A 20,543-nucleotide genomic window follows, 5' to 3' on the forward strand; every position below is an offset into this window, starting at 1 on the left:
CGCAGGGCGGGGGCGAACGATTTTCTCGTCGCCCGGCGTCCACAACCGTACGTTCTTCACATCCGGCACGTGATCAGTAAAATAAGGGCGCGTTTCGCTGATTTTCGCGTCCCTATTCATCCGCCGAGTCCGGAAAAGGCCCGCCACCGTGTCAACGAACGACGTCCTCGCCTTGGGAATCAACCCCGACGTGCCCCACGCCGCCCGCATCTACGACTATCTGATCGGCGGCAAGGACAATTTCGCCGCCGATCGTGAGGCGGCCGAGGCCCTGATCCGGATCGTGCCGTATCTCCGGCAGCGGGCCCGGGAGAACCGGGCCTTTCTCATGCGCACCGTACGGCACCTGGCCGAGGCGGGTGTGCGCCAGTTCCTCGACATCGGTTCCGGCCTGCCCACCGCCGAGAACGTCCATCAGATCGTCCACCGCGTCGCGCCCGATGCCCGGATCGCGTATGTGGACAGCGACGAGATCGCGGTCGTCCACGGTAACGCTCTGCTGGCCGGCGCCCCCGACGGGCCGGTCCGCATGGTGCACGCCGACGTGCGCGACACGGCCGCGCTGCTGGATCACCCCGACATCGCCGGGCTGTTCGACCGCGGACAGCCCATCGCCGTCATCATGATCGCGCTTCTGCACTTCATCCCCGGCGGGCAGGCCCGCGAGATCGTCGACACGATGCGCGCCTGGCTCCCCGAGGGCAGCCACCTGGTGATCAGCCACGCCACGCCCGGTGACCTGAGCCCGGAGGCCCAGAGGGAGGGCACGGCGGTCTACGAGCGGGCGAACATGCAGATCACCATGCGTTCCGTGGCGGAGATCACCAGCCTGTTCGACGGCTTCCAGCTCTCACCGGAGGGCGTCGTACCCGTCTCCGAGTGGCGGCCGGAGGGCGGCTTCCGCGAGCGTCCCCCGAGCGGTGGGCACTTCGTCGGCGGCGTGGCCCGGCTCGCCGGCGGTAGCGAGCCCCGCTGACGCCCGTGTCGCCCGGAGCCGTTGACAGCCGCGGCTGACTCCTACCGGCGATGCGCATACGTGATGTCCGGCATGACAACCACCGCTTCCCCTGGGGCGTAAATCACTCGTACCCCTGAATTTCCACGCACCTCGCGTGCCTCAGAAAGGGAAGTCCCGTGGCTATCAAACTGCCGGGCGGTCGGAGCATCGGCCTCGTGACGGCCGGCGCCCTGGCCGGGTCGTTCCTGGTTCTCGGTGGCGCTGCCACCGCTTCGTCGGCGAGCAACAGCATGCTCTTCGCGTGTGTGAACAAGACGACGCGCTACATGCGCCTGGTCGGCTCCACGACCACCTGCCGTCCGACCGAGACGAAGGTTCACTGGAACCAGACCGGTCCGCAGGGGCCGGCGGGCATCGGCGGCACCGGTCCGCAGGGGCCGCAGGGCCCGCGCGGCTTCCAGGGACCGCGCGGCCTCCAGGGTCTCCAGGGCCCGAAGGGCGACACGGGCGCCGCCGGCCCGCAGGGCCCGCAGGGTCCCAAGGGCGACGACGGCAAGGCCGGCGCCGCCGGGCCGCAGGGTCCCAAGGGCGACAAGGGCGAGACCGGCGCCCCGGGTCAGAAGGGCGCGCCGGGCGAGCGCGGCCCGGCGGGTCCCCAGGGCCCGAAGGGCGACACGGGAGCGCGCGGCCCCGAGGGCCCGGCGGGTCCGGCCGGTCCGGCCGGCCCTGGGGGTGGATCGGCCACCGTGACCACCAAGGCGGATTCTCTCTACCTGCCGGCCAACGGCGGCGGCGACGAGGTCAAGTGCCCGAGCGGAACGGTCGCCACCGGCGGCGGCTTCATCGCCGGCGGCAACGGCCAGCCCTACATCACCACGAACGCGCCGCTCATCGAGAACGACAAGGCGGTCGGCTGGAGGCTCTGGGGCAAGGGCGTCAGCGGCACCATCTACGTGATCTGCATCAAGGGCTAGCGGAACCGGCGGCCGGTGCGGTGCCGCCGAACCGGCACCGCACCGGCCGGGAATCACGGGTGACCGTACGCCCGTCACGATGGCGCCGCCTCCGGACGCCACGAGTGCCGGGATCTCGTGCTTGAGGCTGAAGAACACACTGGTCAGATTCACGCTGATCACAGAGTTCCAGGACGCTTCGTCGATCTCCCGGATCCGCCCCATGACGCTGCCGCCGCCGGCGTTGTTGAACGCGCCGTCGAGGCGGCCGAACTCGGCCGTCGCGGTGCCGACGAGGGCCGCCACCTCTTCCTCCACGGTGACGTCTGTCGCCACGAAGACGGCCGTGCCGCCTTCGGCCCTGATTTCGGCCGCCGCCGACTGAGCGCGGGAGCGAGCCCAGGTGGCAACCGACGCGGCGGCGGCCGGTGAAAGTTACACGTCGTGCGACCCGGCGAGGGGCATCGGCCCTGCATCCCAGAGTCCGGCGCGCGGGGCCGTTGCCGGTCCGACCGCCGCGCCGTGCAATGCGAGTATCCGGTCACCGATCCTCGCCAAGGAGAATCCGTGCGTCATCGACTCGCAGCCCTCCTGCTCGTCGCCACGGCCGTCGTCGCCCCGGCCGTGACCTCGGCCGCCCCCGCCAACGCCTCGACCCTTCAGATGGTCTACTCGAACCTGCCGTACGACATCTGCATCTCGTTCGGGCAGTCGGGTTACCAGAACGGCCGATGGAACGTCTGGTGGTGCAGCACGCATCAGCCGCAGAACGGCTGGAACTACACCTACGACCTGTGGGCATACGTGAACTGACGCACTCCTGGCGGCTCCCGGCACACCGCCGGGGGCCGGCCCCACGCGGTCAGTCCTCGGTCACCCGTCCGTCGCGGACCCGCAGGTGGCGGGTGACCCTGACCGCGTCGAGCAGCCGCCGATCATGGGTCACGAGCAGCAGAGTCCCGGCGTAGCCGTCGAGGGCCGACTCCAGCTGCTCGATCGCGGGCAGGTCGAGGTGGTTGGTGGGCTCGTCGAGCACGATCAGGTTGACCCCGCGGGTCTGGAGCAGCGCCAGCGCCGCCCGGGTCCGCTCCCCGGGCGACAGAGTCGCCGTCGGGCGTAGCACGTGATCGCCGCGCAGGCCGAACTTTGCGAGCACGGTGCGCACGTCGGCCGTGGGCAGCCCGACCGCCTCGCCGAAGGCGTCGAGCAGCCGCGCGTCGTCTTCGAACAGCAGCCGGGCCTGATCGATCTCGCCGACGACCACACCGGGGCCGAGGGCGGCGCTGCCCTCGGCGAGGGGCACCCGGCCGAGGAGCGCGCCCAGCAGCGTGGTCTTGCCCGACCCGTTCGCACCGGTGACGGCGACCCGGTCCGCCCAGCCGATCTCCAGGTCGACCGGGCCCAAGGTGAAGGTGCCCCGGCGCACCACCGCGCCGCGCAGAGTGGACACCACGGCGCCCGAGCGGGGCGCGGCGGCGATCTCCATGCGCAGCTCCCACTCCTTGCGCGGCTCCTCGACGACCTCCAGCCGCTCGATCATCTTCTCGCTCTGCCGCGCCTTGGCCGCCTGCTTCTCGGTCGTCTCGCTGCGGAACTTGCGGCCGAGCTTGTCGTTGTCGGGCGCCTTCCTGCGGGCGTTCTTGACGCCCTTCTCCATCCAGGCGCGCTGGGTCCTGGCCCGCGCCTCCAGGTCGGTCCTGGTGGCGGCGTATTCCTCGTATTTCTCCCGGGCGTGCCTGCGCGCCACCTCGCGCTGCCGCAGGTAGGCCTCGTAACCGCCGCCGTAGGCGTTGACCTGCTGCTGCGCGAGGTCGAGCTCGACGACACCGGTCACGGTGCGGGCGAGGAACTCGCGGTCGTGGCTGACCACGACGACCCCCGGGCGCAGGCCGGACACGAAGCGCTCCAGCCGTTCCAGGCCGTCGAGGTCGAGGTCGTTGGTCGGCTCGTCGAGCAGGAACACGTCATAGCGGCTGAGCAGCAGCGAGGCGAGACCGGCCCGGGCGGCCTGCCCGCCGGACAGGGAGGTCATCGGCTGATCCAGGTCGACCGCGAGCCCGAGGTCGGCCGCCACCTCGCCGGCGCGATCGGGCAGGTCGGCGCCACCGAGTGCGAGCCACCGCTCCAGCGCCTCGGCGTACGCGTCGCCGGGGTCGCCGTTCGCCAGCGCCTCGGTCGCGAGGTCGAGGGCGCGCTGGGCGTCCGCCACCCCCGTCCGGCGGGCCAGGAACGCCGAGACCGTCTCCCCTGGCCGCCGCTCCGGCTCCTGCGGCAGATAGCCGATCGCGGCCGACGGCGGGCTGACCCGTACGGACCCCTGTTCGGGCGCGGCGAGCCCGGCCAGCAGGCGCAGCAGCGTGGACTTGCCCGCGCCGTTGGCGCCGACCAGCCCGACGACGTCACCCGGCGCGACGACGAGGTCGAGACCGGAGAACAGCACGCGGTCGCCGTGGCCGGCGGCGAGATCCTTGACGACGAGGGTTGCGCTCATCAGGGGACCAGGCTATCGGCAGCGCGCGGGCGCGGCGCCGTGAGTCGCCGGCCAAGCCGCTGCGCCGGGGCCTCGATCAGGCGATGGGTCAGGTAGGCGAGCGGCACCAGGACGAGGAAGAACACCGGGAGGTTCGGGGCCAGGCGGAGCAGCAGCGGATGCAGTAGGTAGAGCGAGAAACTGATCACTCCCAGCTCGGTGAGCCACCGGGGGAAGCGCCGTCGCCGCAGCGCGTACGCGACCCCGAAGACGGCGGCGGCGAGCAGGATGGCCGGAGCCCAGCCGGGGTCGTGCTTGGCGAACACACCACAGGCGAGCACGGTGAGCACGGCGGCGAGGGCGGTGCGCCGCCGGATCGTGCCCTGCTCCGCCCGGTGGACGGCGGTCCCGGCGAACATCGTGGCAAGGATGATCAGCCCCTGCCAGGCGCCGATCCGGCTGCCCAGGATCACCAGCGCGAGCCCGAGGACCCCGCCCCCGGCCGCGGCGGCCACCCGGAGGCCGCCGGACGCGCGGGACGACACGACGACGGCCAAGGCGACCGCCACCCCGAAGAGAGCGGCGACCACGTCGGCCCGGCCGCCGATCGCCGGACGCGGCAGCAGGGCGCCGAGCGGCACGGCCAGCATGGCCAGGGCGATCGCGACGGGAGCCGACCTCCGCTCCTTCCGCACCGCGAACAACCCGGCCGTCAGCAGGTAGAAGGCGATCTCGTACGACAGGGTCCACATGACGCTGATCACAGCGGGCACGCCGAGCAGTTCCTGCAGCATGGTCAGATTGCCGAGCACGGAGAGCGGCAGGGGGCGCGTCGCGAGGCCGGGATGGAGATCGAAGACGCCGGCACGGGCCAGCAGGAGCGCCAGCACGAGGGCGACGGTCAGCAGCGGCAGCAGGCGGAAGGCCCGGCCGATCCAGAAGGCCCGCAGGTCGCCCCCGCGTTCCAGTGAGGCCGGGATGATATAGCCACTGACCAGGAAGAAGACGAAGACACCCCACGTCCCGACGTCGATCCTGCCGTCCACCGCCGCCCAGGCCCCCGGGATGAACGTCCAGGCGGAGTGGTGCAGCGCCACGCCCAGCGCGGCGGGTCCGCGGAGCGCGTCGAGCCAGGCGAGCCGGGGAGCGGGGGACACCGGACCGACTCTAGGGGATCCACCGGCCGCCCGCAGCGCGCGGCCCTTTCACCCGTTCCCGCTGGTTGGCCGGGCGGGAACTGTTCCGAACAGTTCCGAACGGCGGAACGGAGCCTGCCGGCGGGACCACGGCCCTAACGTTCAGGCACCCAGCCTGAACGTTCAGGCCGGGACATCTGCGACGGGGACACCACGCCGAGCGAGGAGCGCCGATGACGACAGACATGAGAGTGATTCCAGCGGGCGCGCGCGCCGGCGCGCCGGGAAACACTCCGGTACGCCGGCGGGGCTATCCACCCGCCCCGCAGGAACGGCTCGGCGTCAACCGCGTCGCCGAGACGAGACGGACGGGGCTGCGGCTGCCCGCCCAGCTTCCGGTCGAGGAGTGGCAGCGTATCGGCGAGCAGATCAGCCTCATCTCCGACTCGTCGAACTGGTGGCTGGGCGACTGGCTCGTCTACGGCCAGAAGGAATATCCCGACCGCTACCGGCTGGCGGTCCAGCGGACCTCTCTCGATCTGCAGACCCTCCGCAACTACGCCTGGGTGGCCAAGAAGGTCGACGTCTCGCGACGACGGCCCCGCCTCAGCCTCCAGCACCACGCGGAGGTGGCCGCGCTGTCCGCCGACCAGCAGGACTGGTGGCTCGACCAGGCCGAGCACGAGGGCTGGTCGCGCAACGAGCTGCGCAGGCGGATCAGGGCGGACCGTACGAACGGGACGGACGCGCTCTCCGCGGAGGCAGTCATCCGGGTGCAGGCGTCCGTCGAACAACGGTCGAGCTGGGAGGACGCCGCGGCACGGGCCGACTGCGACTTCACGGCGTGGGTGGTGCGGACCCTTGACGAGGCGGCGGATCGCGCCGCTCGAACGTGAACACCTGGTGGCGGCCGGAGGCGCACCGCTGCTGGACCAGCTGGACGCCCTTCTCCCTGCTCGCCTCCAGCACGCCGACGCAGTACTGCGGGCCGGACAGCGAGCGGATGCGGTAGCCGTCGCCCTTGCCGCTCGCCTCGATCGTGAACCGCTGGTCGGGGCGGTCGGGCTCACAGGCGCCGCCGGCGAGCAGTAGGCCGGGCCCCTTCCCGCCCAGGTCGACGGTCATGCACCCCGGGCCGTACTGCGGGTGATGCAGGATGATCCGGTAGACCGCGCCGCCGACCGGCTCCAGGGTTATCGGCGGGCCCGCGGTGGCGCAGTCGTGCTGACCGAGGACGATGCGATCGGACTTCTTGTACAGCTCCGGTCCCTCTCCGACACACAGGCCGGTGCTGTCCACATGGACCCGGTAGGGGCCGACGCCCAGCGCGGGCCCTGCGTTGGACGCCTGGGCGGGATCCGTGGGCCCGGGAGTGGGATATCCGCCGCCGGCACGCTCGGGCTCCCCGCCTCGGTCGGACTCGCCGGCCACCAGCCACCGGCCGCCCAGCCAGGCGCCGACGACGAGCACGAACGCCAGGACGGCGAGAAGGACACCGCGCCGCCCTCTCCGGAGCGCCTTCGGCGGCTCCCCAGGCATCGAGGAACTCCCCGCGTCGGGCTCACGCGTCGAGGGGGCCGCGAGCAGCCGCGACCGTACGGCCAGCCAGCCGGCCACGGTCTCCTCGTCGCCGCCGCAGGCCAGGACCAGGGCCCTGACCACCTCGGGGCGGGGCATGCTGTCGCGCGTCAGCGCGGCGGAAAGCGTCGAGATGGGCAGCGACTCACCGGCCGAGGCGGCGCGTTTGGCGAGCTCGCGGTAGCTGAGGCCGGTGCCGGTGCGAAGCCGGCGCAGGGCGTCGACGAATTCGGTCTGGTCCCGCGCGGATTGGGGATCAGGCCACGTCGTCGGGTCCATGGACCACTCCCGTCGATGCCCCAGTGGACACGCGCAAAAGTAGTGATACTTGCGTGTCTAATCAACCAGGATGTTTCACCCCTGTACGGGACATCGCACACCTATTTGCTACAAGCGGCGATCGAATGAACACCGTTCAGGAGACCTGGCTCCTGATCACGTCCTCGGCGATCGGCAGCCGGACCACGAGGCGGGCCCCGCCACGGCACGTCTCCCCGGCCTCCAGCGTCCCGTCGTGCGCGTTGGCGATCTCCCTCGCGATGGCCAGCCCGAGCCCCGTGCCGCCACGGTCGCGGCTGCGGGCGGCGTCCAGCCGGACGAACCGATCGAACACCCGCTCCCGGTCCTGCGCGGGAATGCCCGCCCCGTCGTCGGCGACCACCAGCTCGGCGTAATCGCCCGCGGACCGCAACTCGACCAGCACGTGCGTCCTGCCGTGTTGCTGGGCGTTGTCCATCAGATTGGCGAGCACGCGGACGAGCTGCCCGCGGACGGCCGAGACCACCACGCCGGGCTCAAGGCACGTCCGGACGGGCAGCGGGTCGGACCGCCGGGCCAGCTCGGTGCGGATCAGCTCAGACACGTCGATGGGCACGCGCGTCTTGCCGGCGCCGGCGTGGATCCGCGCCAGCAGCAGCAGGTCGCAGACGATCGACTCCAGCCGGTCAACGTCGACGAGCGCGCGCTCGATCAGGGTCGGCAGCTCGGTCTGCTCGGGGTGTAGATGCCCCTCCTCCAGCTCGGCGCGGAGCCCGGCGAGCGGGGTGCGCAACTCGTGGGAGGCGTCCGCGACGAACTGCCGCTGCTGGGCGATGACCCGGTCGGTGTGGCGCTTGGCGTCCTCGATGCGGCTCAGCGTGCCGTTCACCGTCCGGGCGAGCCGGGCTATCTCGTCCTGTCCGTACGGCTCGGGCACCCGGCCGCTCAGGTTGTGGCCGTTGATGACGGCGAGCCGGGCGCGGATCGCCTCCACCGGCTTCAGCGTCCGGCCGGTGATCGTCCAGGCGGCCAGCGCGGCGAGAACGGTCAGTGTGGCGTTCTGGAAGCCGAAGATCTTGGAGAGGGCGCCCGACGACGTGAGGCCCGCGACCGTCCTGCCCGCGTAGACGACGGGTGACTCGACGGCTGGGGAGACACGCAGCGCCGTCAGCCGTACGCACCGGTTCAGAACACAGGTCTGCACGTCACGTTCCGGATCGCCCGGCGCGGGCCGGACCGAGGCCAGCGGAGGCCTGCCGCCCGCGGCCTTCGAGGCGGCGAGGACGAGGTGATTGGGCGCGACCACCTGGACGAGGTCGATGCCCGCGACGGTCGGCACGATGGGATGGGTAAGGCGGCCCACCCGGAACGCCGCCGCGGTCAGGACGGCCTGTTGCCGGTCTTCCAGCCAGATCGCGTCGGTGAGTGCCTGGTGCCCGAGCTCGGCCTCGGCGAGGCCCATGGGTAACAGCAGGAGCACGGCCACGAGCGTCACCAGAGCGGTGATGCGCCCGCGGATCGAGCGTGGACGAACGACCATCATGGCTCGCCACGCCCAATATCGAATTGTGGACATCCTGATCAAGGCCTGTCCCTTCCTCAGCATGCGCAGCGTCCCGCACGGGCAGGACGCGTAACACATACTGTATACAGTATCCGCCGTCGATCGCCGTCGATTCACTCCTATCGATCCCGGGCCTAGGGGGTCCCCTGTTGCCCCAACCAAGGATTGCCGTAAAACTCGCCAAAAGGGAAATGACCGCATCGCCCTCGGTTCATGCGTCCGGCGCATGATGGGGATATGACCATCGACGAGCTGCGGTGGTTCCTGGAACTCGCCGAGACCGAACACATGACTCAGGCGGCGGACCGGCTGCACATCACCCAGTCGACGCTCTCCCGGGCCCTGCGCCGGTTGGAGAGAGGGGTGGGGGTGCAGCTGTTCGACCGGAACCACCAGCGCCTGCGCCTCAACGAGTACGGCCAGGTGTTCCGGCGGCACGCGCGGCGCGCCCTGGACGAGCTCGACGTCGCACAGGACCGGATCACGAGCCTGATGGCGCCGCCACGCGAGCCGGTCAGCCTCGCGTTCGCCCATTCCTTCGCGTCGTGGCTGGTCCCCGAGGTTTTGGGGGCCTACCAGCGCGAGTTCTCCGATGTTCGCTTCGTCCTGCGGCAGGACACGCCCGAGGGCATGCTGAAGCTGTTGCTCGCCGGGATGGTGGAGATGATCCTCACCGCTCCCCGGCCGCCCGGGCCCCAGATCAGCTGGCTGCCGTTGATGGACGAGCCGCTCCATCTGGTGGTGCCCGCCGACCACCATCTGGCGTGCCGGTCCGAGGTAAAGGTGATCGACATCGTCGACGTGCCGCTCATCCTCCTCCGGCACACGATCGGGCTGCGGGGGATCATTCGCCCGCTCCTCCACAGCACCGGCGTGACCCCGATCGTGGTCGCCGAGGCCGAGGACTTCCCCACCGTCAAGAGCCTGGTGGCCAGCGGTCTCGGGGTCTCGGTGCTCCCCGCCGGCGACCGGACCCCGCCGCCGCCCGGAGTCCGGATGATCCCGATCGCCGACAGCGGCGCGTACCGGCCGGTCGGGATCGCGTGGGACACCACCCAGCCGGCGACCACGGCGGCCCGCCGCTTCCGGGAGTTCGTCGCCCGCTACGCGAAGACGAGAGCCGAGTCCGTGGAATACCGCTGAACGCCAAGCGGCCGGACGCCGGGGCGGAACCCCGGCGTCCGGCCGTCGCGTGCGGGACGGATCAGCCGATCAGGTGATCAGCCGGCGGTGCAGGCGGTGCCGTTGAGGGTGTAATTCGTCGGGTTGCCGTTCGCGCCGTTCCAGGTGCCCTGGAAGCCGAAGGAGGTGCTGCCCCCGGCCGGGATGGAGGCGTTGTAGGACATGTTCCGCGCGGTCACCGACGATCCGCTCTGCGTCACCGTGGCGCTCCAGGCCTGGGTCACCTGCTGGCCGTTGGGGAAGGTGAAGCCGAGGGTCCAGCCGTTGATCGCGCTGGATCCGTTGTTGGCGATCGTCAGGTTCGCGGTGAAGCCGCCCTGCCACTCGCTCTTGCTGTAGGTGACGCGGCAGGCGCCGCCGCCCGGACGCGGGCTCGCCGACGCGCTGGGAGAGGGGCTGCTCACCGAACCGCCGACGCTGTAGCTGAAGTTGTTCACCGCCAGACCCGTGCCGCCGACCCAGGGCTCGAAGCCGGCCTGGACGCTGGTCAGGTACCACGACCGCTGGGCGTAGCCGCGGTTCACCGCGTCGTCGTAGAAGGTGCGGACGGGGAAGCTGATCGAGTTGGTCGGAGAGGTCCGGACGTAGGAGATGACGTTCCAGCCGATGTTGCCTTCCCAGACGTCCCAGGTCCCCCCGGCCAGGTTGACCGTGGCCCGGCGCGAGCCGACGGGCTGGACCGATCCGGTGTGGTTGAGCCAGACCATGATCTCGGCGCCGGTGTTCTGGCCGTCCGTGCGGGGGGTCGGGTCGAACCAGATGTCGTACGCGGCGTCGTAGATGCCCGAGCCCGGGTAGCTCATGCTGACGCTTGTCTGCACGTTGTTGAACTGGCTGCTGCTCGCCTGCATCGGCAGCCCGCTGCCGGTGGAGCAGTTGGCGTAGTGGCAGCCCGCGTAGATGGCCGGGTACGCCGCCGGCGTGCCGCCCGTGTTGTTGTGCCCCGCCTGCGTCACGGTGAAGCCGCTGTTCGTGACGTTGATGCACTGCGGTGCGCTGCTGCCCCACACGTTGTTCATGACGACGTACTTGCCGCCCTGAACGGTGGTGCTGCCGTACTTCTCGCAGATCGTCGTGTCCGCGCGCGCCGCCTGACCGACGACGAGCGACGCGGCGACCGAGCCGAGCAGAGCCAGGCTCGCCGTGATCATTCGCATCTTCATGCCCGGACCATAGGCACGACCGGGCGGCCGGGGACATGGACGGCCTCTGCCGACGGCCGGAGAACCACGACTGGCCTGGGACGACACGGGTGATCTAGGTGAAATTTTCACCTCGTGAGCGGCCCGTCCGCGAGACGGTCCGCCGTACGGTGAAAGTGAGCGGACGCTCTGGGGAAGGCAGGTGTGCGTGATGCCGGCACCGAAGGTGCGGTGCGTGAGAGTGCGCCGCGTTTACGACGATCCCACCGGCGACGACGGCGCCCGCGTCCTCGTCGACCGGCTCTGGCCGCGTGGGCTGCCCAAGGGGGAGGCGCGACTCGACGAATGGGCCCGGGATGTGGCGCCGTCCGGCGAGTTGCGACGTTGGTACGGCCACAGGCCCGAGCTGTTCGGGGAGTTCCGCGACCGCTACGAGGCCGAGCTGGCCGAACCGGCCCGCCGGGCCGTACTCGACCGGCTCAGGGAGCTGGCGGAGGCGGGGCCGCTGACCCTGCTCACCTCGACGCGGGACGTCGAACACAGCAACGCCGCCATCCTGGCGGAGCTGCTGTCCGGTCCGTCCGACCGGCTCAGCGCACCTCGCGGGTCCGGGTCCCCCGCTCGACGCTGAGCCGTACGAGTGTGGGAAGGCGGCTCAGGCCGAGCGTGCCGCGCACGTCGGGCACGGCCTCCTCGTGCAGCCGCGTCACCAGGTCGCTCAGGTCGGCCGGTTCGCGCGCCGAGACGCCAAGGTCGAGCAGGGGGGCGTCGGGCCGTCCCCGCAGCACGGCCCGGGCGCGCCGGACCGCCGGATACCGCCCCACCTGATCGGCCAGCGCGGCGCCGACAGGACCGCCGTCGACCTCGGTGACGCCGGAGGCGCTCTCCTCCAGCCGCACCCGGCGCAGCCGGTCGATCCGCAGCTGGGCGAGCAGCCAGGCCAGCCCGATCAGTGCGATCACCACGCTCACGGCGGCCACGACCGGCCAGAACCACGAGCTGCCCGCGACGAAGGCGGACGTCGCCGGCGAGAAGATCGGCTGGTTCGCCGCCCGCGCCCCGAATGCCCCCACCCCGCGGGCGATCGCGAGCCCGCCCCCGGCGAGCAGCAGCAGCCCGAGGATGGCCAGACCGGTCCGGTTGACCTTCCGGTTCACCGCGGCCTCCTTCCGGTACGGCGCCCGCTCACGCGGGGCCGTCCACTCTCACGTGCACGGACATCGGACGGGCGGGGGCGAGCCGGTCGAGCTCCGCGGCGACGGCGGCGCGGACCCGCTCGCGCATGGCCGTGGTGTCGCGCAGACCGGTGCTGGCCTTTATGTCCGCGTGCCTGCCGTGGACCCGGGCCCGCGCCCGCAGGACCCCGGGAACGCGGGACGCCGCAGCCGACAGCACGTTCGACAACGTGCGCCGCGACACCCCGACCGCCAGATCGGGATCGCCCGTCCTGAGCGTCACCAACCGCGCACGGCCGCGGAACGCGGTGGCCGCCAGCAGGAGCAGTCCGATCAGCGCCACGGCGCTCACCAGCGCCAGGGCCCGGCCGTCCGCCCAGGCCGTCGTGCTCGCCCAGCGCGCCGCCCGCTCGTACGGCACCACCCGCACCGGCCGGCCGACCAGCGCGGAGATCACGTGGACCGCGGTCAGCCCGCCCACGACCAGCAACGCCAGCGACGCGATCGCGGCGGGTACGGCCCGCCTCGGCCGGAACGCGCGCGCCACGCCCCTGCTCTCGGGGCGGCGCATCGGCACGAAGAGTCCTTCCGGCCGCTCAGACCGGGTGCCGCCTGTGATCATCGTCCCTCCTCTGACCGGGAACGAGCCGGACCACCTCGATGTCGATGTTCTCCACCGTGATGCCGGTCAGCTCCCGCATCCGGCTGCGGATCCGCTCGCGCAGCTCGTGCGCGAGCCCCGCGACCGACGTGGGATAGCGGACCGCGAGGTCGAGGTGGATCGCCGCGACCGACCCGGCCACCGTGCCGGACACGTGCGGCCGGTCGGCGACGTGCTCGTCCTCCCCCGCCACCTGCTCCGCGATCTTCATGAAGGCGCGGTCCGACACGATGGTCGTCCCGCGCCCGCCCGGCGTGCTCATGTGCGTCCCGGTGACTGCCGTCTGGAGTGCAGCGTCGGCATCTGGACGCCGCCTTCGAGCACCAGGCCGACGAAGAAGCCGACGACGCCGAGAACCAGGACGATCAGGAAGGCGCTCAGGCCCCCGAACGCCCCGACCACCCCGAGTACCGTGCCGAACACGAGCCCGGCCAGCGCCCATACGGGAAACTCCTCCATGATCATTCTTCCTCTCGCAGGTCGCCGGCGCCCGCGACGTCGGCGATGGTGACGTCCACACGGCGCTCGCCGGCCAGGTGGCCGATCGCGGCCCGCACGGCCTCCGCCACCTCCGGCAGCGGACGCCCGTACCTGGCCACGACATGCACCTCGATGTGGTCCTCCCGTTGGGCGATGCCCGGGATCAGGAATCCGGGCAGATACGTCGCGACCGTCCCGAACGGCCCGCCGGACAGCCGGGCCACATCCGGGCAGGAAAGCACGCGTTCCGCCAGTTCCCTGGCCCCTGCCTCCCGCTCGGGGGCCGTCGCCCCGGCACCCCGATCAGGCTCGCCGCCGGATCGGCGGGCTCTGGCGCTCGCTCCCGTCCTGACGTGGTGCGCCTCCGCCCTGCCCTCTCCGCCCTGACCGGACGGACCGGTCCTGGCCGCCCGTGCGTTCATTGGACCCGCGGCTCCTCACCGCCCTGCGGCTCCTCCTGCCTGGGCAGATGCACGTCGTCCACGGTGATGTTGACCTCCGTGACCTCCAGCCCGCACATGCGCTCCACGGCGTTGATCACGTTGCTCCGTACGGCGTCCGCCAGGTCGGGGATCGCGACCCCGTAATCGACGATCAGGTCGATGTCCGCCGCCGCCTGCCGTTCGCCGACCTCCACCGCAATGCCGCGAGTGACGCCGTCCTCGGCTCCGAGACGTCCCTTCAGCGCGCCGATCGCGCGGGCGGTCCCCGTTCCGAAGTCGTGTACGCCCCGCACCTCGCGGGCGGCCATTCCGGCTATCTTCGCGACCGCGACGTCCGCGATGGTCGTCCGGCCGCGCTCCGTCATGAGGCTCGTTCCGGCCGGTGCGGTCGCCGTCCCGGTGCGGCTCGTCGGGCTCTGGCGCTTCTCCTGGACTGTCACGCCGCCGCCGGTTGGCGTGTTGGTCTCCGTCATGTGATTCCCCCGCTTCGACCCTGCGGCTTCCGAGGAGTTTCCCTCGATTCGTCCTCGTAATACCCGGTTTGCGGAGGGTAATCGGTACAGGCAGGGCGAGGTTGGGTCATCGAAAACCACGCATCGGGCCAAGGCTTCCGGCGTCCGGTGTGCTCCCGGCATCCCCGGCGGGGCGCCCGTGGGACACCACGCAAATCGCGGCTCGGCCAGCCCCAAATCTGTCCGTTATAGACCTGTATGAGTTTCCTTGTCCATCTCTAGGGCATGCGGACCGGGAGCGCGCGTTGCCGCCGCAGACGGGTGCCGGGCCTTACGGGCACGTGCCGCGAACCCCGGGGAGGGGCGATCATGAAAGACGGACTGAAGGTGGCCCTGGCGGTCATCGCGGGCTACTACCTGGGGCGCCATCACAAGCTGCGCTTCGCGTTCACGCTGGCGCTGGCCATCCTGGCCGGTCGGCTGCGCGGAGAGGGTGCCCTGGGGAACATCCTGCAGCAGGGCACCAAGATTCTCGGCAGCTCCCCCGAGCTGAGCAAGCTCACCGAGCGGGTGCGCGGCGACCTGGTGGACGTCGGCAAGGCGGCGGCGCTGCGGGCGACCAGCAACCAGATCGACGCGCTCAGCGACAGACTGCACGACCGGGCCGAGGCGCTGCGCCACCCGAAGGCCCCCCGTCCGGAGGGCCGTCGAGAAGACCGTCCCGAGGGCCGTGCGGAAGGTCGCGCGGAAGGTCGTGCGGAAGACCGTTGGGAGAGCCGCCGCGAAGGTCGCCGGGAGGACGAGGAGGAGCGCGAGCCGGCTGCCCGGCGCGTCCCTCGCCCCGGCGCCCGGCGCCCCGCCCCGCGCAGGCCGGAGCCGGTCGAAGACTACGAGGCCGAGGAAGAGGAGTACGAGGAGCCGTACGACGAGGAGGATCAGGGGCCCGAACCCGAGGAGCGGCCGAGGCCCCGTCCGCGCCCGACCCGGCCGGTCACCCGGTCACGGAGGTGAACCCCGATGAGCGAGGACGTCCGAGAGGCGCCCGTCCGAGAGGCGGGCGCGGGGCTCCCGACACACCGGCTGAAGGCGGAGTTCCAGAACATCGCGACCGCCCTGGGCGAACGGGCCCTGTCGTCCGTGACCGACAAGGTGGACAACCTGGCGGGGCGGCTGACCAACTACGTGGAGCACGGTGCCACCGGAGGCGGCGGCCTGCTCGGCGGCCTCGCGAGCCGCTTCACGGGGGGTGACGGAGGCCACGGCCTGCTCGGCGGCCTGGTGAGCCGGTTCACCGGCGGCGAGGGAGGCGGCGGTCACCCCATCGGGGCGGCGGTCATGGCCTACGCGAAGGAGAAGATCAAAGGGGTCTTCGGCGGCGGTGCGGGCGGCGGCAAGGGCGGCAAGGGCAAGAAGCTCAAGGTCACCAACATCGTCGAGCAGCTCGACATCGGCGCCCCGATCCGGCTGGTCTACAACCAGTGGACGCAGTTCGAGGATTTCCCCAGCTTCATGAAGAAGGTCGAGACCGTCGAGCAGAAGTCCGACGAGAAGATCGGCTGGAAGGCCCAGGTCTGGTGGTCTCACCGCACCTGGGAGTCGACCATCGTCGAACAGGTCCCGGACAGCCGGATCATCTGGCGCTCGCAGGGCCCGAAGGGATACGTCGACGGGGCGGTGACCTTCCACGAGATCACGCCGGAGCTCACCCGGGTGCTCCTGGTGCTCGAATATCACCCGCAGGGCCTGTTCGAGCGGACCGGCAACCTGTGGCGCGCCCAGGGGCGGCGCGCGCGCCTGGAGTTCAAGCACTTCAGGCGGCACGTGATGGCCAACGTCCTGCTGCACCCGGAAGAGATCGAGGGCTGGCGGGGCGAGATCCGCGACAGCAAGGTGGTCAAGGACCACGAGACGGCCCTGCGCGAGGAGCAGCAGGGCGAGCGTGGCAGGGCGCCCGAGGAAGCCGCCCAGGAAGAGGAGCCGTACGAGCCCGAGGAGGCCGAGGAGGCCGGAGAGCCGTACGAGGAGGCCGGAGCCGAGGGGCGCGAGGAGCCGTACGAGGAGGTCGCGGAGGGGCGCGAGCCCCGGCGGCACCCGGTCCGGCACAGCGCCATACGGCGGCGCCGCCCATCGGAGGAGCCGGCGTCCCGGTCGGCGGGCCGCCGCCGAGCCACCGGGGACGAGTGACACGGAGGAGGGGGAAGGAATGACCGTAGCCGTTCCGCCGACGGGCGGCGGGGGAGGACTCACCGGCGGCTCGACGGGGTCGGGCCTTGCGGACGTCATCGACACGATCCTCGACAAGGGTCTCGTCATCGACGCCTACGCCCGGGTCTCGATCGTCGGAATCGAGGTTCTGACCATCGACGCGCGCGTCGTTGTGGCCAGCGTCGACACCTATCTGCGGTTCGCCGAGGCGGTGAACCGGCTCGACCTGTCCCAGACGCAGGAGGGGCTGCCCGAGCTCATCGGCGACGTGACCCAGGGAGTCGCGAAGAACAAGTCGAAGGGCGTGGCCAAGGGGGTGCTGGAGGCGGCCGGCGAGAAGCTGCAGGACCTGGTCTCGGGATACGCGGAGGAGCCCGCGCCCCGGTCGCGGCGCCGGCGGGAGGAGGACTGACATGTCGAGTTCCACGGAGGCTCCCGGGAGGACCGGCGCCGCGCGCCCCTCCGACGAACGGCGCAACGTGGCCTGCTACGTCTACGGCATCGTCCCCGAGGACGTGGACATCAGCGACGACGCCGTCGGTGTGGGCGAGCCGCCCGGCCGCGTCCGGCTCGTCCGGCACGGCGAGATCGGCGCGCTCGTGAGCGAGGTCGACGCGGACCGGCCGCTCGGCCGCGCGCAGGACCTGGTCGCCCACGAACGGCTGCTCGACGAGGCGGCGGCCGAGGTGCCGGTGCTGCCGCTGCGGTTCGGCGCCGTGATGACCACTCCGGAGGCGGTGGTCGGGGAACTGCTGGCCCCGCACCACGACCAGTTCGCCGCCGCGCTGAAGGAGATCGAGGGCCGCACGCAGTACATCGTCAGGGCGCGGTACCTGGAACGGCCGGTGCTGCTGGAGGTGCTTGAGGAGAACTCCGAGGCCCGCCGGCTGCGCGACCGCATCAGGGATCTGCCGGAAGACGCCACCCGCAACGAACGCATCCGCCTCGGCGAAGTGATCACCTACGCGGTCGCGGCGAAACGGGAGTCCGACACGGAGGACGTCCTCGACCGGTTCTCCGGCTGCACCGCGGCCGCCGCCGTACGGGAGCCGACGCACGAGCGGGACGCCGCCCATGTCGCGTTCCTGGTGGAGAGCGAGCGGCAGGCCGACTTCGAGCGCACGCTCGAAGAGCTGCGCCGGGAGTGGAAGGACCGGGCCGAGGTGCGGTTGCTCGGCCCGATGGCGCCGTACGACTTCATCGTGACGGAGCGCTAGAGGAGACGCGATGGGCCTGTTCGGCGCGATCCTCGGTCTGCCCCTCGCCCCGGTCCGGGTGGTGATCCGGCTCGGGGAGCTGATCCAGGAGCAGGTCGAGCACGAGCTGCGCGACCCCGCCGCCGTACGGCGCCGCCTGGAGGCCATCGAGGAGGCCAGGCGGACCGGCCAGATCACCGAAGAGGAGGAGGCCCAGGCGGTGGAGGAGGTCCTGCGGTTGATGTCGGGCACGAGGGGAGGGTGACGATCCGGTGCCACCGAGGCGAGAGGCCGAACGAGGAGGGGCCGAGCGGCGAGGTGAGCGACCGCGCCGCAGGCCCGAGCCGGCCTACGACGAGGCTCCCTACGAACCGGACGAGCCGTCATACGGGGACGACGCGTACGAAGAGGCGTACGAAGCACCGCCGCAGCCGCGCCGCCGCGCGCTCACGGCCGTCACGGCGGGCCAGGCGGGGCTGCGCCACATCTCCGGCCTGACGTCGAGGAAAGCGGAGGCGGTCACGCTCGTCCAGCCTGTCGAGAACGGCTGGGTCGTGGACGTCGAGGTGCTGGAGGACCACCGCATCCCGTCCTCCGGCGACCTGCTGGCCACCTACGAGGCCGAGATGGACGGCGACGGCAACCTGCTGTCGTACCGGCGCACGCGGCGCTACCGCCGCGGCACCGGCGAGTGCGGCGAGGGGCCGCCGCGATGACCGAACCCCGGCCGCGCCCGGTGCTGCGCGAGTCGTACCCGCCGTCGGTCTCCGCCGGCGGCGGCAGGCAGGCGGGCAACCTCGGCGACATCCTGGAACGGGTGCTCGACCGGGGGATCGTGATCGCCGGAGACATCCGGGTCAACCTGCTGGACATCGAGCTGCTCACGATCAAGCTGCGGCTGGTCATCGCGTCCGTGGACACCGCGCGCGAGCTCGGCATCGACTGGTGGGAGCACGACCCCTGGCTGAGCGGCCGCGACCGGGAGCTGATCGAGGAGAACCGCAGGCTCAGGCAGCGCCTCGCGGCCGTCGAGGACCGCCTCGGGGAGATCCGCGAGAGCGAATGGCCACGCGAAGTGGAGCGACGGCGTGAGTGACATCGGCGTGTATCTCTACGCGGTGACCCAGGACACGGGCCGGGCCCCCCCGGAGGGGCTGCGCGGCGTGCTGGGTCACGAGGTGACCGCCGTTCGGAGGGCCGGGCTGGCCGCGTACGTGAGCGAGGTGCCGCTCGACCAGTTCGGGGAGGAGCCGCTGCGGCGCCTGCTGGAGGAGCTCGACTGGGTGGAGGATGTGGCCCGCTCTCATCATCGCGTGGTCGAGACGCTGTCGACCGGCACGCCGGTCGCCCCCGTCCGGCTGGTGACCGTCTATCACGGGCTCGACCAGGTGGGCGACCTGCTCACCCGCCGCCGGGCCGACTTCCTCCGCGTCCTCTGCCGGGTCTCCGGGCGGCGGGAGTGGGGAGTCAAGGCGTACGCGACCAGACCCCCCGAGCGGCCGCCCGAGGGCCCCGCCTCGGAATCCGCGGCGTCCGGGCCAGCCGGGGCCGGTCACGGCACGGCCGAGAGCCCGGGGACGGCGTACCTGCGGCAGCGCAAGGAGAGCCTGCGCGGCCGGCGGGAGGCGTGGCGGTCGGCCGCCGAGCGGGCGGAGCGGCTGCACGCGGCCCTGGGCGAGATCGCCGACGGCGCGTGCCGCCATCGGCCGCAGGACCCTCACCTGTCCGGCCGCGACGACGTGATGGTGCTGAACGGCGCCTATCTGCTCGATCCCGCCCGTGAGCCGGAGTTCTCAGAGGCTCTCGCGGCCTTCCGCGGCGAGGGGATGGAGGTGGAGCTGACCGGGCCGTGGGCGCCCTACTCCTTCACCTCTCTGGATCTCGATACGGATCCCGGTACGGGGACGACGGGTCCAGGCGCGGACACGCCGGAGGAGGGCTCCGATGGGCGTTGACACCCCCGGGGGCACGCCCAGGGGCACCACACTGGCCGCGGAACGGGGGCTGCCGCCCGAGCGGGTCGCCCTGGTCGACCTCCTCGACCGCCTGCTCGCGGGTGGCGTGGTGGTCGCCGGAGATCTCGTGCTGTCCATCGCCGACATCGAACTGGTCCGCATCTCGCTGCGCGCGCTGCTGGCGTCCGTACGGGACACGGACGAGACGGCGGGCGGGTGTGAGCCGCCCCGGCCATGACCCCGGCGGCGTGCCCGGCCACGAGCATGGGGGCGAGCCGGGCCGCGAGCCGAAGGGCCTGGTGCGCGACGCCGCGACCGGCCAGTGGCGTCTCAACACCGATCCCGAGGCGGTGCGGCGCGACCTCGGCCGCCTGGTCCTGACGCTGGTGGAGCTGATCCGCCAGCTCGTGGAGCGGCAGTGCGTCCGGCGCATGGACCAGGGCGACCTGTCCGACGAGCAGATCGAGACGCTGGGCCTGACGTTGATGCGGCTGGAGGAGGCCATGACCGAACTGTGTGACCGGTTCGGCCTGTCGCCCAGTGATCTCAACCTCGACCTCGGCCCGCTCGGAACGCTCCTTCCCACCGACCGGCCCGGCCCGCCCTAGCCTCGGGCTTTCGCGGCGAATTTGAGCGGGCTTGATCGTTTACATGAGAAAAGTGCCTTTGAGCTGGGAGGATTGGGCTTGTCTAGAGTCCTGTCCGCACCAGTTCAGAAGGCACTTTCCACGTGAA

Annotated in this window: 27 protein-coding genes and 1 pseudogene; 16 read left to right on the forward strand and 12 right to left on the reverse strand. The window is 71.6% G+C overall.

Annotated elements, in window-relative coordinates; translation table 11 throughout:
- Positions 1-148 precede the first annotated feature (148 nt).
- Together JOL79_RS29035 and JOL79_RS35665 are read left to right on the forward strand one after the other, a co-directional pair.
- A complete protein-coding gene (locus JOL79_RS29035; RefSeq protein ID WP_210159097.1) occupies positions 149-976 on the forward strand; it encodes an SAM-dependent methyltransferase in 828 nt (275 codons plus the stop codon).
- A gap of 158 nt (positions 977-1,134) precedes the next feature.
- Positions 1,135-1,932 carry a collagen-like domain-containing protein gene (locus JOL79_RS35665; RefSeq protein WP_230985694.1) on the forward strand — a complete coding sequence of 266 codons (798 nt, stop codon included), beginning with the start codon at positions 1,135-1,137 and terminating at the stop codon, positions 1,930-1,932.
- A gap of 84 nt (positions 1,933-2,016) precedes the next feature.
- Here the strand turns inward: JOL79_RS35665 and JOL79_RS35905 are convergent.
- Positions 2,017-2,316: pseudogene (locus JOL79_RS35905) on the reverse strand (SDR family NAD(P)-dependent oxidoreductase); the annotation flags it as partial.
- 162 nt (positions 2,317-2,478) lie between these two features.
- Here JOL79_RS35905 and JOL79_RS29050 point away from each other — a divergent pair.
- On the forward strand, positions 2,479-2,724 hold the full coding sequence (locus JOL79_RS29050) for a hypothetical protein (protein ID WP_210159098.1): 246 nt from the start codon (positions 2,479-2,481) through the stop codon (positions 2,722-2,724).
- A 49-nt stretch (positions 2,725-2,773) separates the two neighbouring features.
- On the opposite strand, the gene JOL79_RS29055 is transcribed toward JOL79_RS29050, so the two are convergent.
- Positions 2,774-4,402 carry an ABC-F family ATP-binding cassette domain-containing protein gene (locus JOL79_RS29055; RefSeq protein ID WP_210159099.1) on the reverse strand — a complete coding sequence of 543 codons (1,629 nt, stop codon included), beginning with the start codon at positions 4,400-4,402 and terminating at the stop codon, positions 2,774-2,776.
- Entirely contained in the window at positions 4,402-5,538 is a 1,137-nt protein-coding gene (locus tag JOL79_RS29060; protein WP_210159100.1) for an acyltransferase family protein, read from the reverse strand. Before JOL79_RS29060 ends, JOL79_RS29055 begins: the two co-directional genes overlap by 1 nt.
- Positions 5,539-5,750: 212 nt before the next feature.
- Between JOL79_RS29060 and JOL79_RS29065 the strand changes: the two genes are divergently transcribed.
- A complete protein-coding gene (locus tag JOL79_RS29065) occupies positions 5,751-6,413 on the forward strand; it encodes an LmbU family transcriptional regulator (protein ID WP_230985672.1) in 663 nt (220 codons plus the stop codon).
- Here the strand turns inward: JOL79_RS29065 and JOL79_RS29070 are convergent.
- Together JOL79_RS29070 and JOL79_RS29075 are read right to left on the reverse strand one after the other, a co-directional pair.
- A complete protein-coding gene (locus tag JOL79_RS29070) occupies positions 6,355-7,374 on the reverse strand; it encodes an XRE family transcriptional regulator (protein ID WP_210159101.1) in 1,020 nt (339 codons plus the stop codon). The two genes, JOL79_RS29065 and JOL79_RS29070, sit on opposite strands and share 59 nt — an antisense overlap.
- Positions 7,375-7,510: 136 nt before the next feature.
- On the reverse strand, positions 7,511-8,893 hold the full coding sequence (locus tag JOL79_RS29075) for a sensor histidine kinase (protein WP_210159102.1): 1,383 nt from the start codon (positions 8,891-8,893) through the stop codon (positions 7,511-7,513).
- Between the two features lie 261 nt (positions 8,894-9,154).
- On the opposite strand from JOL79_RS29075, the gene JOL79_RS29080 reads away from it, so the two are divergent.
- Positions 9,155-10,060 (forward strand): LysR family transcriptional regulator, encoded by a 906-nt coding sequence (locus tag JOL79_RS29080; protein WP_210159103.1) that lies wholly within the window; start codon positions 9,155-9,157, stop codon positions 10,058-10,060.
- Positions 10,061-10,137: 77 nt separating this feature from the next.
- On the opposite strand, the gene JOL79_RS29085 is transcribed toward JOL79_RS29080, so the two are convergent.
- Positions 10,138-11,262, reverse strand: a complete 1,125-nt coding sequence (locus JOL79_RS29085) for a glycoside hydrolase family 12 protein (RefSeq protein ID WP_210159104.1) — start codon at positions 11,260-11,262, stop codon at positions 10,138-10,140.
- A gap of 214 nt (positions 11,263-11,476) precedes the next feature.
- Here JOL79_RS29085 and JOL79_RS29090 point away from each other — a divergent pair, with 214 nt between their 5' ends.
- Positions 11,477-11,872 (forward strand): DUF488 domain-containing protein, encoded by a 396-nt coding sequence (locus JOL79_RS29090; RefSeq protein ID WP_307848795.1) that lies wholly within the window; start codon positions 11,477-11,479, stop codon positions 11,870-11,872.
- On the opposite strand, the gene JOL79_RS29095 is transcribed toward JOL79_RS29090, so the two are convergent.
- Genes JOL79_RS29095 through JOL79_RS29120 form a run of 6 tightly spaced genes read right to left on the reverse strand, consistent with a single transcriptional unit; the run spans position 11,832 to position 14,473 of the window.
- A complete protein-coding gene (locus JOL79_RS29095; RefSeq protein WP_230985673.1) occupies positions 11,832-12,398 on the reverse strand; it encodes a hypothetical protein in 567 nt (188 codons plus the stop codon). The two genes, JOL79_RS29090 and JOL79_RS29095, sit on opposite strands and share 41 nt — an antisense overlap.
- Positions 12,399-12,426: 28 nt before the next feature.
- Entirely contained in the window at positions 12,427-13,038 is a 612-nt protein-coding gene (locus JOL79_RS29100; RefSeq protein WP_210159106.1) for a DUF6286 domain-containing protein, read from the reverse strand.
- Positions 13,013-13,339: an Asp23/Gls24 family envelope stress response protein gene (locus JOL79_RS29105; protein ID WP_210159107.1), complete on the reverse strand. Its 327-nt coding sequence runs from the start codon at positions 13,337-13,339 to the stop codon at positions 13,013-13,015. Before JOL79_RS29105 ends, JOL79_RS29100 begins: the two co-directional genes overlap by 26 nt.
- Positions 13,336-13,536 (reverse strand): hypothetical protein, encoded by a 201-nt coding sequence (locus JOL79_RS29110; RefSeq protein WP_210159108.1) that lies wholly within the window; start codon positions 13,534-13,536, stop codon positions 13,336-13,338. The genes JOL79_RS29105 and JOL79_RS29110 overlap by 4 nt, the downstream gene beginning before the upstream one ends.
- Before the next feature lie 2 nt (positions 13,537-13,538).
- Entirely contained in the window at positions 13,539-13,979 is a 441-nt protein-coding gene (locus JOL79_RS34635) for an Asp23/Gls24 family envelope stress response protein (RefSeq protein ID WP_230985674.1), read from the reverse strand.
- On the reverse strand, positions 13,976-14,473 hold the full coding sequence (locus JOL79_RS29120; protein WP_210159109.1) for an Asp23/Gls24 family envelope stress response protein: 498 nt from the start codon (positions 14,471-14,473) through the stop codon (positions 13,976-13,978). Before JOL79_RS29120 ends, JOL79_RS34635 begins: the two co-directional genes overlap by 4 nt.
- Positions 14,474-14,821: 348 nt before the next feature.
- Between JOL79_RS29120 and JOL79_RS29125 the strand changes: the two genes are divergently transcribed.
- From JOL79_RS29125 to JOL79_RS29170, 10 genes are read left to right on the forward strand one after another with little or no spacing between them, the layout of a single operon-like run.
- Entirely contained in the window at positions 14,822-15,463 is a 642-nt protein-coding gene (locus tag JOL79_RS29125; protein WP_210159110.1) for a hypothetical protein, read from the forward strand.
- A gap of 6 nt (positions 15,464-15,469) precedes the next feature.
- Positions 15,470-16,636 (forward strand): SRPBCC family protein, encoded by a 1,167-nt coding sequence (locus tag JOL79_RS35195; RefSeq protein WP_210159111.1) that lies wholly within the window; start codon positions 15,470-15,472, stop codon positions 16,634-16,636.
- A 19-nt stretch (positions 16,637-16,655) separates the two neighbouring features.
- The gene (gene gvpJ, locus JOL79_RS29135) at positions 16,656-17,069 is read left to right on the forward strand and encodes a gas vesicle protein GvpJ (RefSeq protein ID WP_210159112.1); all 414 of its coding nucleotides are present in this window, start codon (positions 16,656-16,658) and stop codon (positions 17,067-17,069) included.
- Position 17,070: 1 nt separating this feature from the next.
- Complete coding sequence (locus JOL79_RS29140; RefSeq protein WP_210159113.1) at positions 17,071-17,874, forward strand: GvpL/GvpF family gas vesicle protein; 804 nt, start codon at positions 17,071-17,073, stop codon at positions 17,872-17,874.
- 10 nt (positions 17,875-17,884) lie between these two features.
- A complete protein-coding gene (locus JOL79_RS29145) occupies positions 17,885-18,118 on the forward strand; it encodes a gas vesicle protein GvpG (protein ID WP_230985675.1) in 234 nt (77 codons plus the stop codon).
- 7 nt (positions 18,119-18,125) lie between these two features.
- Entirely contained in the window at positions 18,126-18,569 is a 444-nt protein-coding gene (gene gvpO / locus JOL79_RS35670) for a gas vesicle protein GvpO (protein WP_210159114.1), read from the forward strand.
- Entirely contained in the window at positions 18,566-18,949 is a 384-nt protein-coding gene (gene gvpJ / locus JOL79_RS29155) for a gas vesicle protein GvpJ (RefSeq protein ID WP_210159115.1), read from the forward strand. Before gvpO ends, gvpJ (JOL79_RS29155) begins: the two co-directional genes overlap by 4 nt.
- Positions 18,942-19,808: a GvpL/GvpF family gas vesicle protein gene (locus JOL79_RS29160; RefSeq protein WP_210159116.1), complete on the forward strand. Its 867-nt coding sequence runs from the start codon at positions 18,942-18,944 to the stop codon at positions 19,806-19,808. The genes gvpJ (JOL79_RS29155) and JOL79_RS29160 overlap by 8 nt, the downstream gene beginning before the upstream one ends.
- Positions 19,798-20,046, forward strand: coding sequence for a gas vesicle protein (locus JOL79_RS29165; RefSeq protein ID WP_210159117.1), 249 nt, complete (start codon positions 19,798-19,800; stop codon positions 20,044-20,046). The genes JOL79_RS29160 and JOL79_RS29165 overlap by 11 nt, the downstream gene beginning before the upstream one ends.
- Positions 20,027-20,416, forward strand: coding sequence for a gas vesicle protein K (locus JOL79_RS29170; RefSeq protein ID WP_307848796.1), 390 nt, complete (start codon positions 20,027-20,029; stop codon positions 20,414-20,416). The genes JOL79_RS29165 and JOL79_RS29170 overlap by 20 nt, the downstream gene beginning before the upstream one ends.
- Positions 20,417-20,543: the final 127 nt, after the last annotated feature.

The organism is Microbispora oryzae, from assembly GCF_017896165.1.
GTDB lineage: Bacteria > Actinomycetota > Actinomycetes > Streptosporangiales > Streptosporangiaceae > Microbispora > Microbispora oryzae.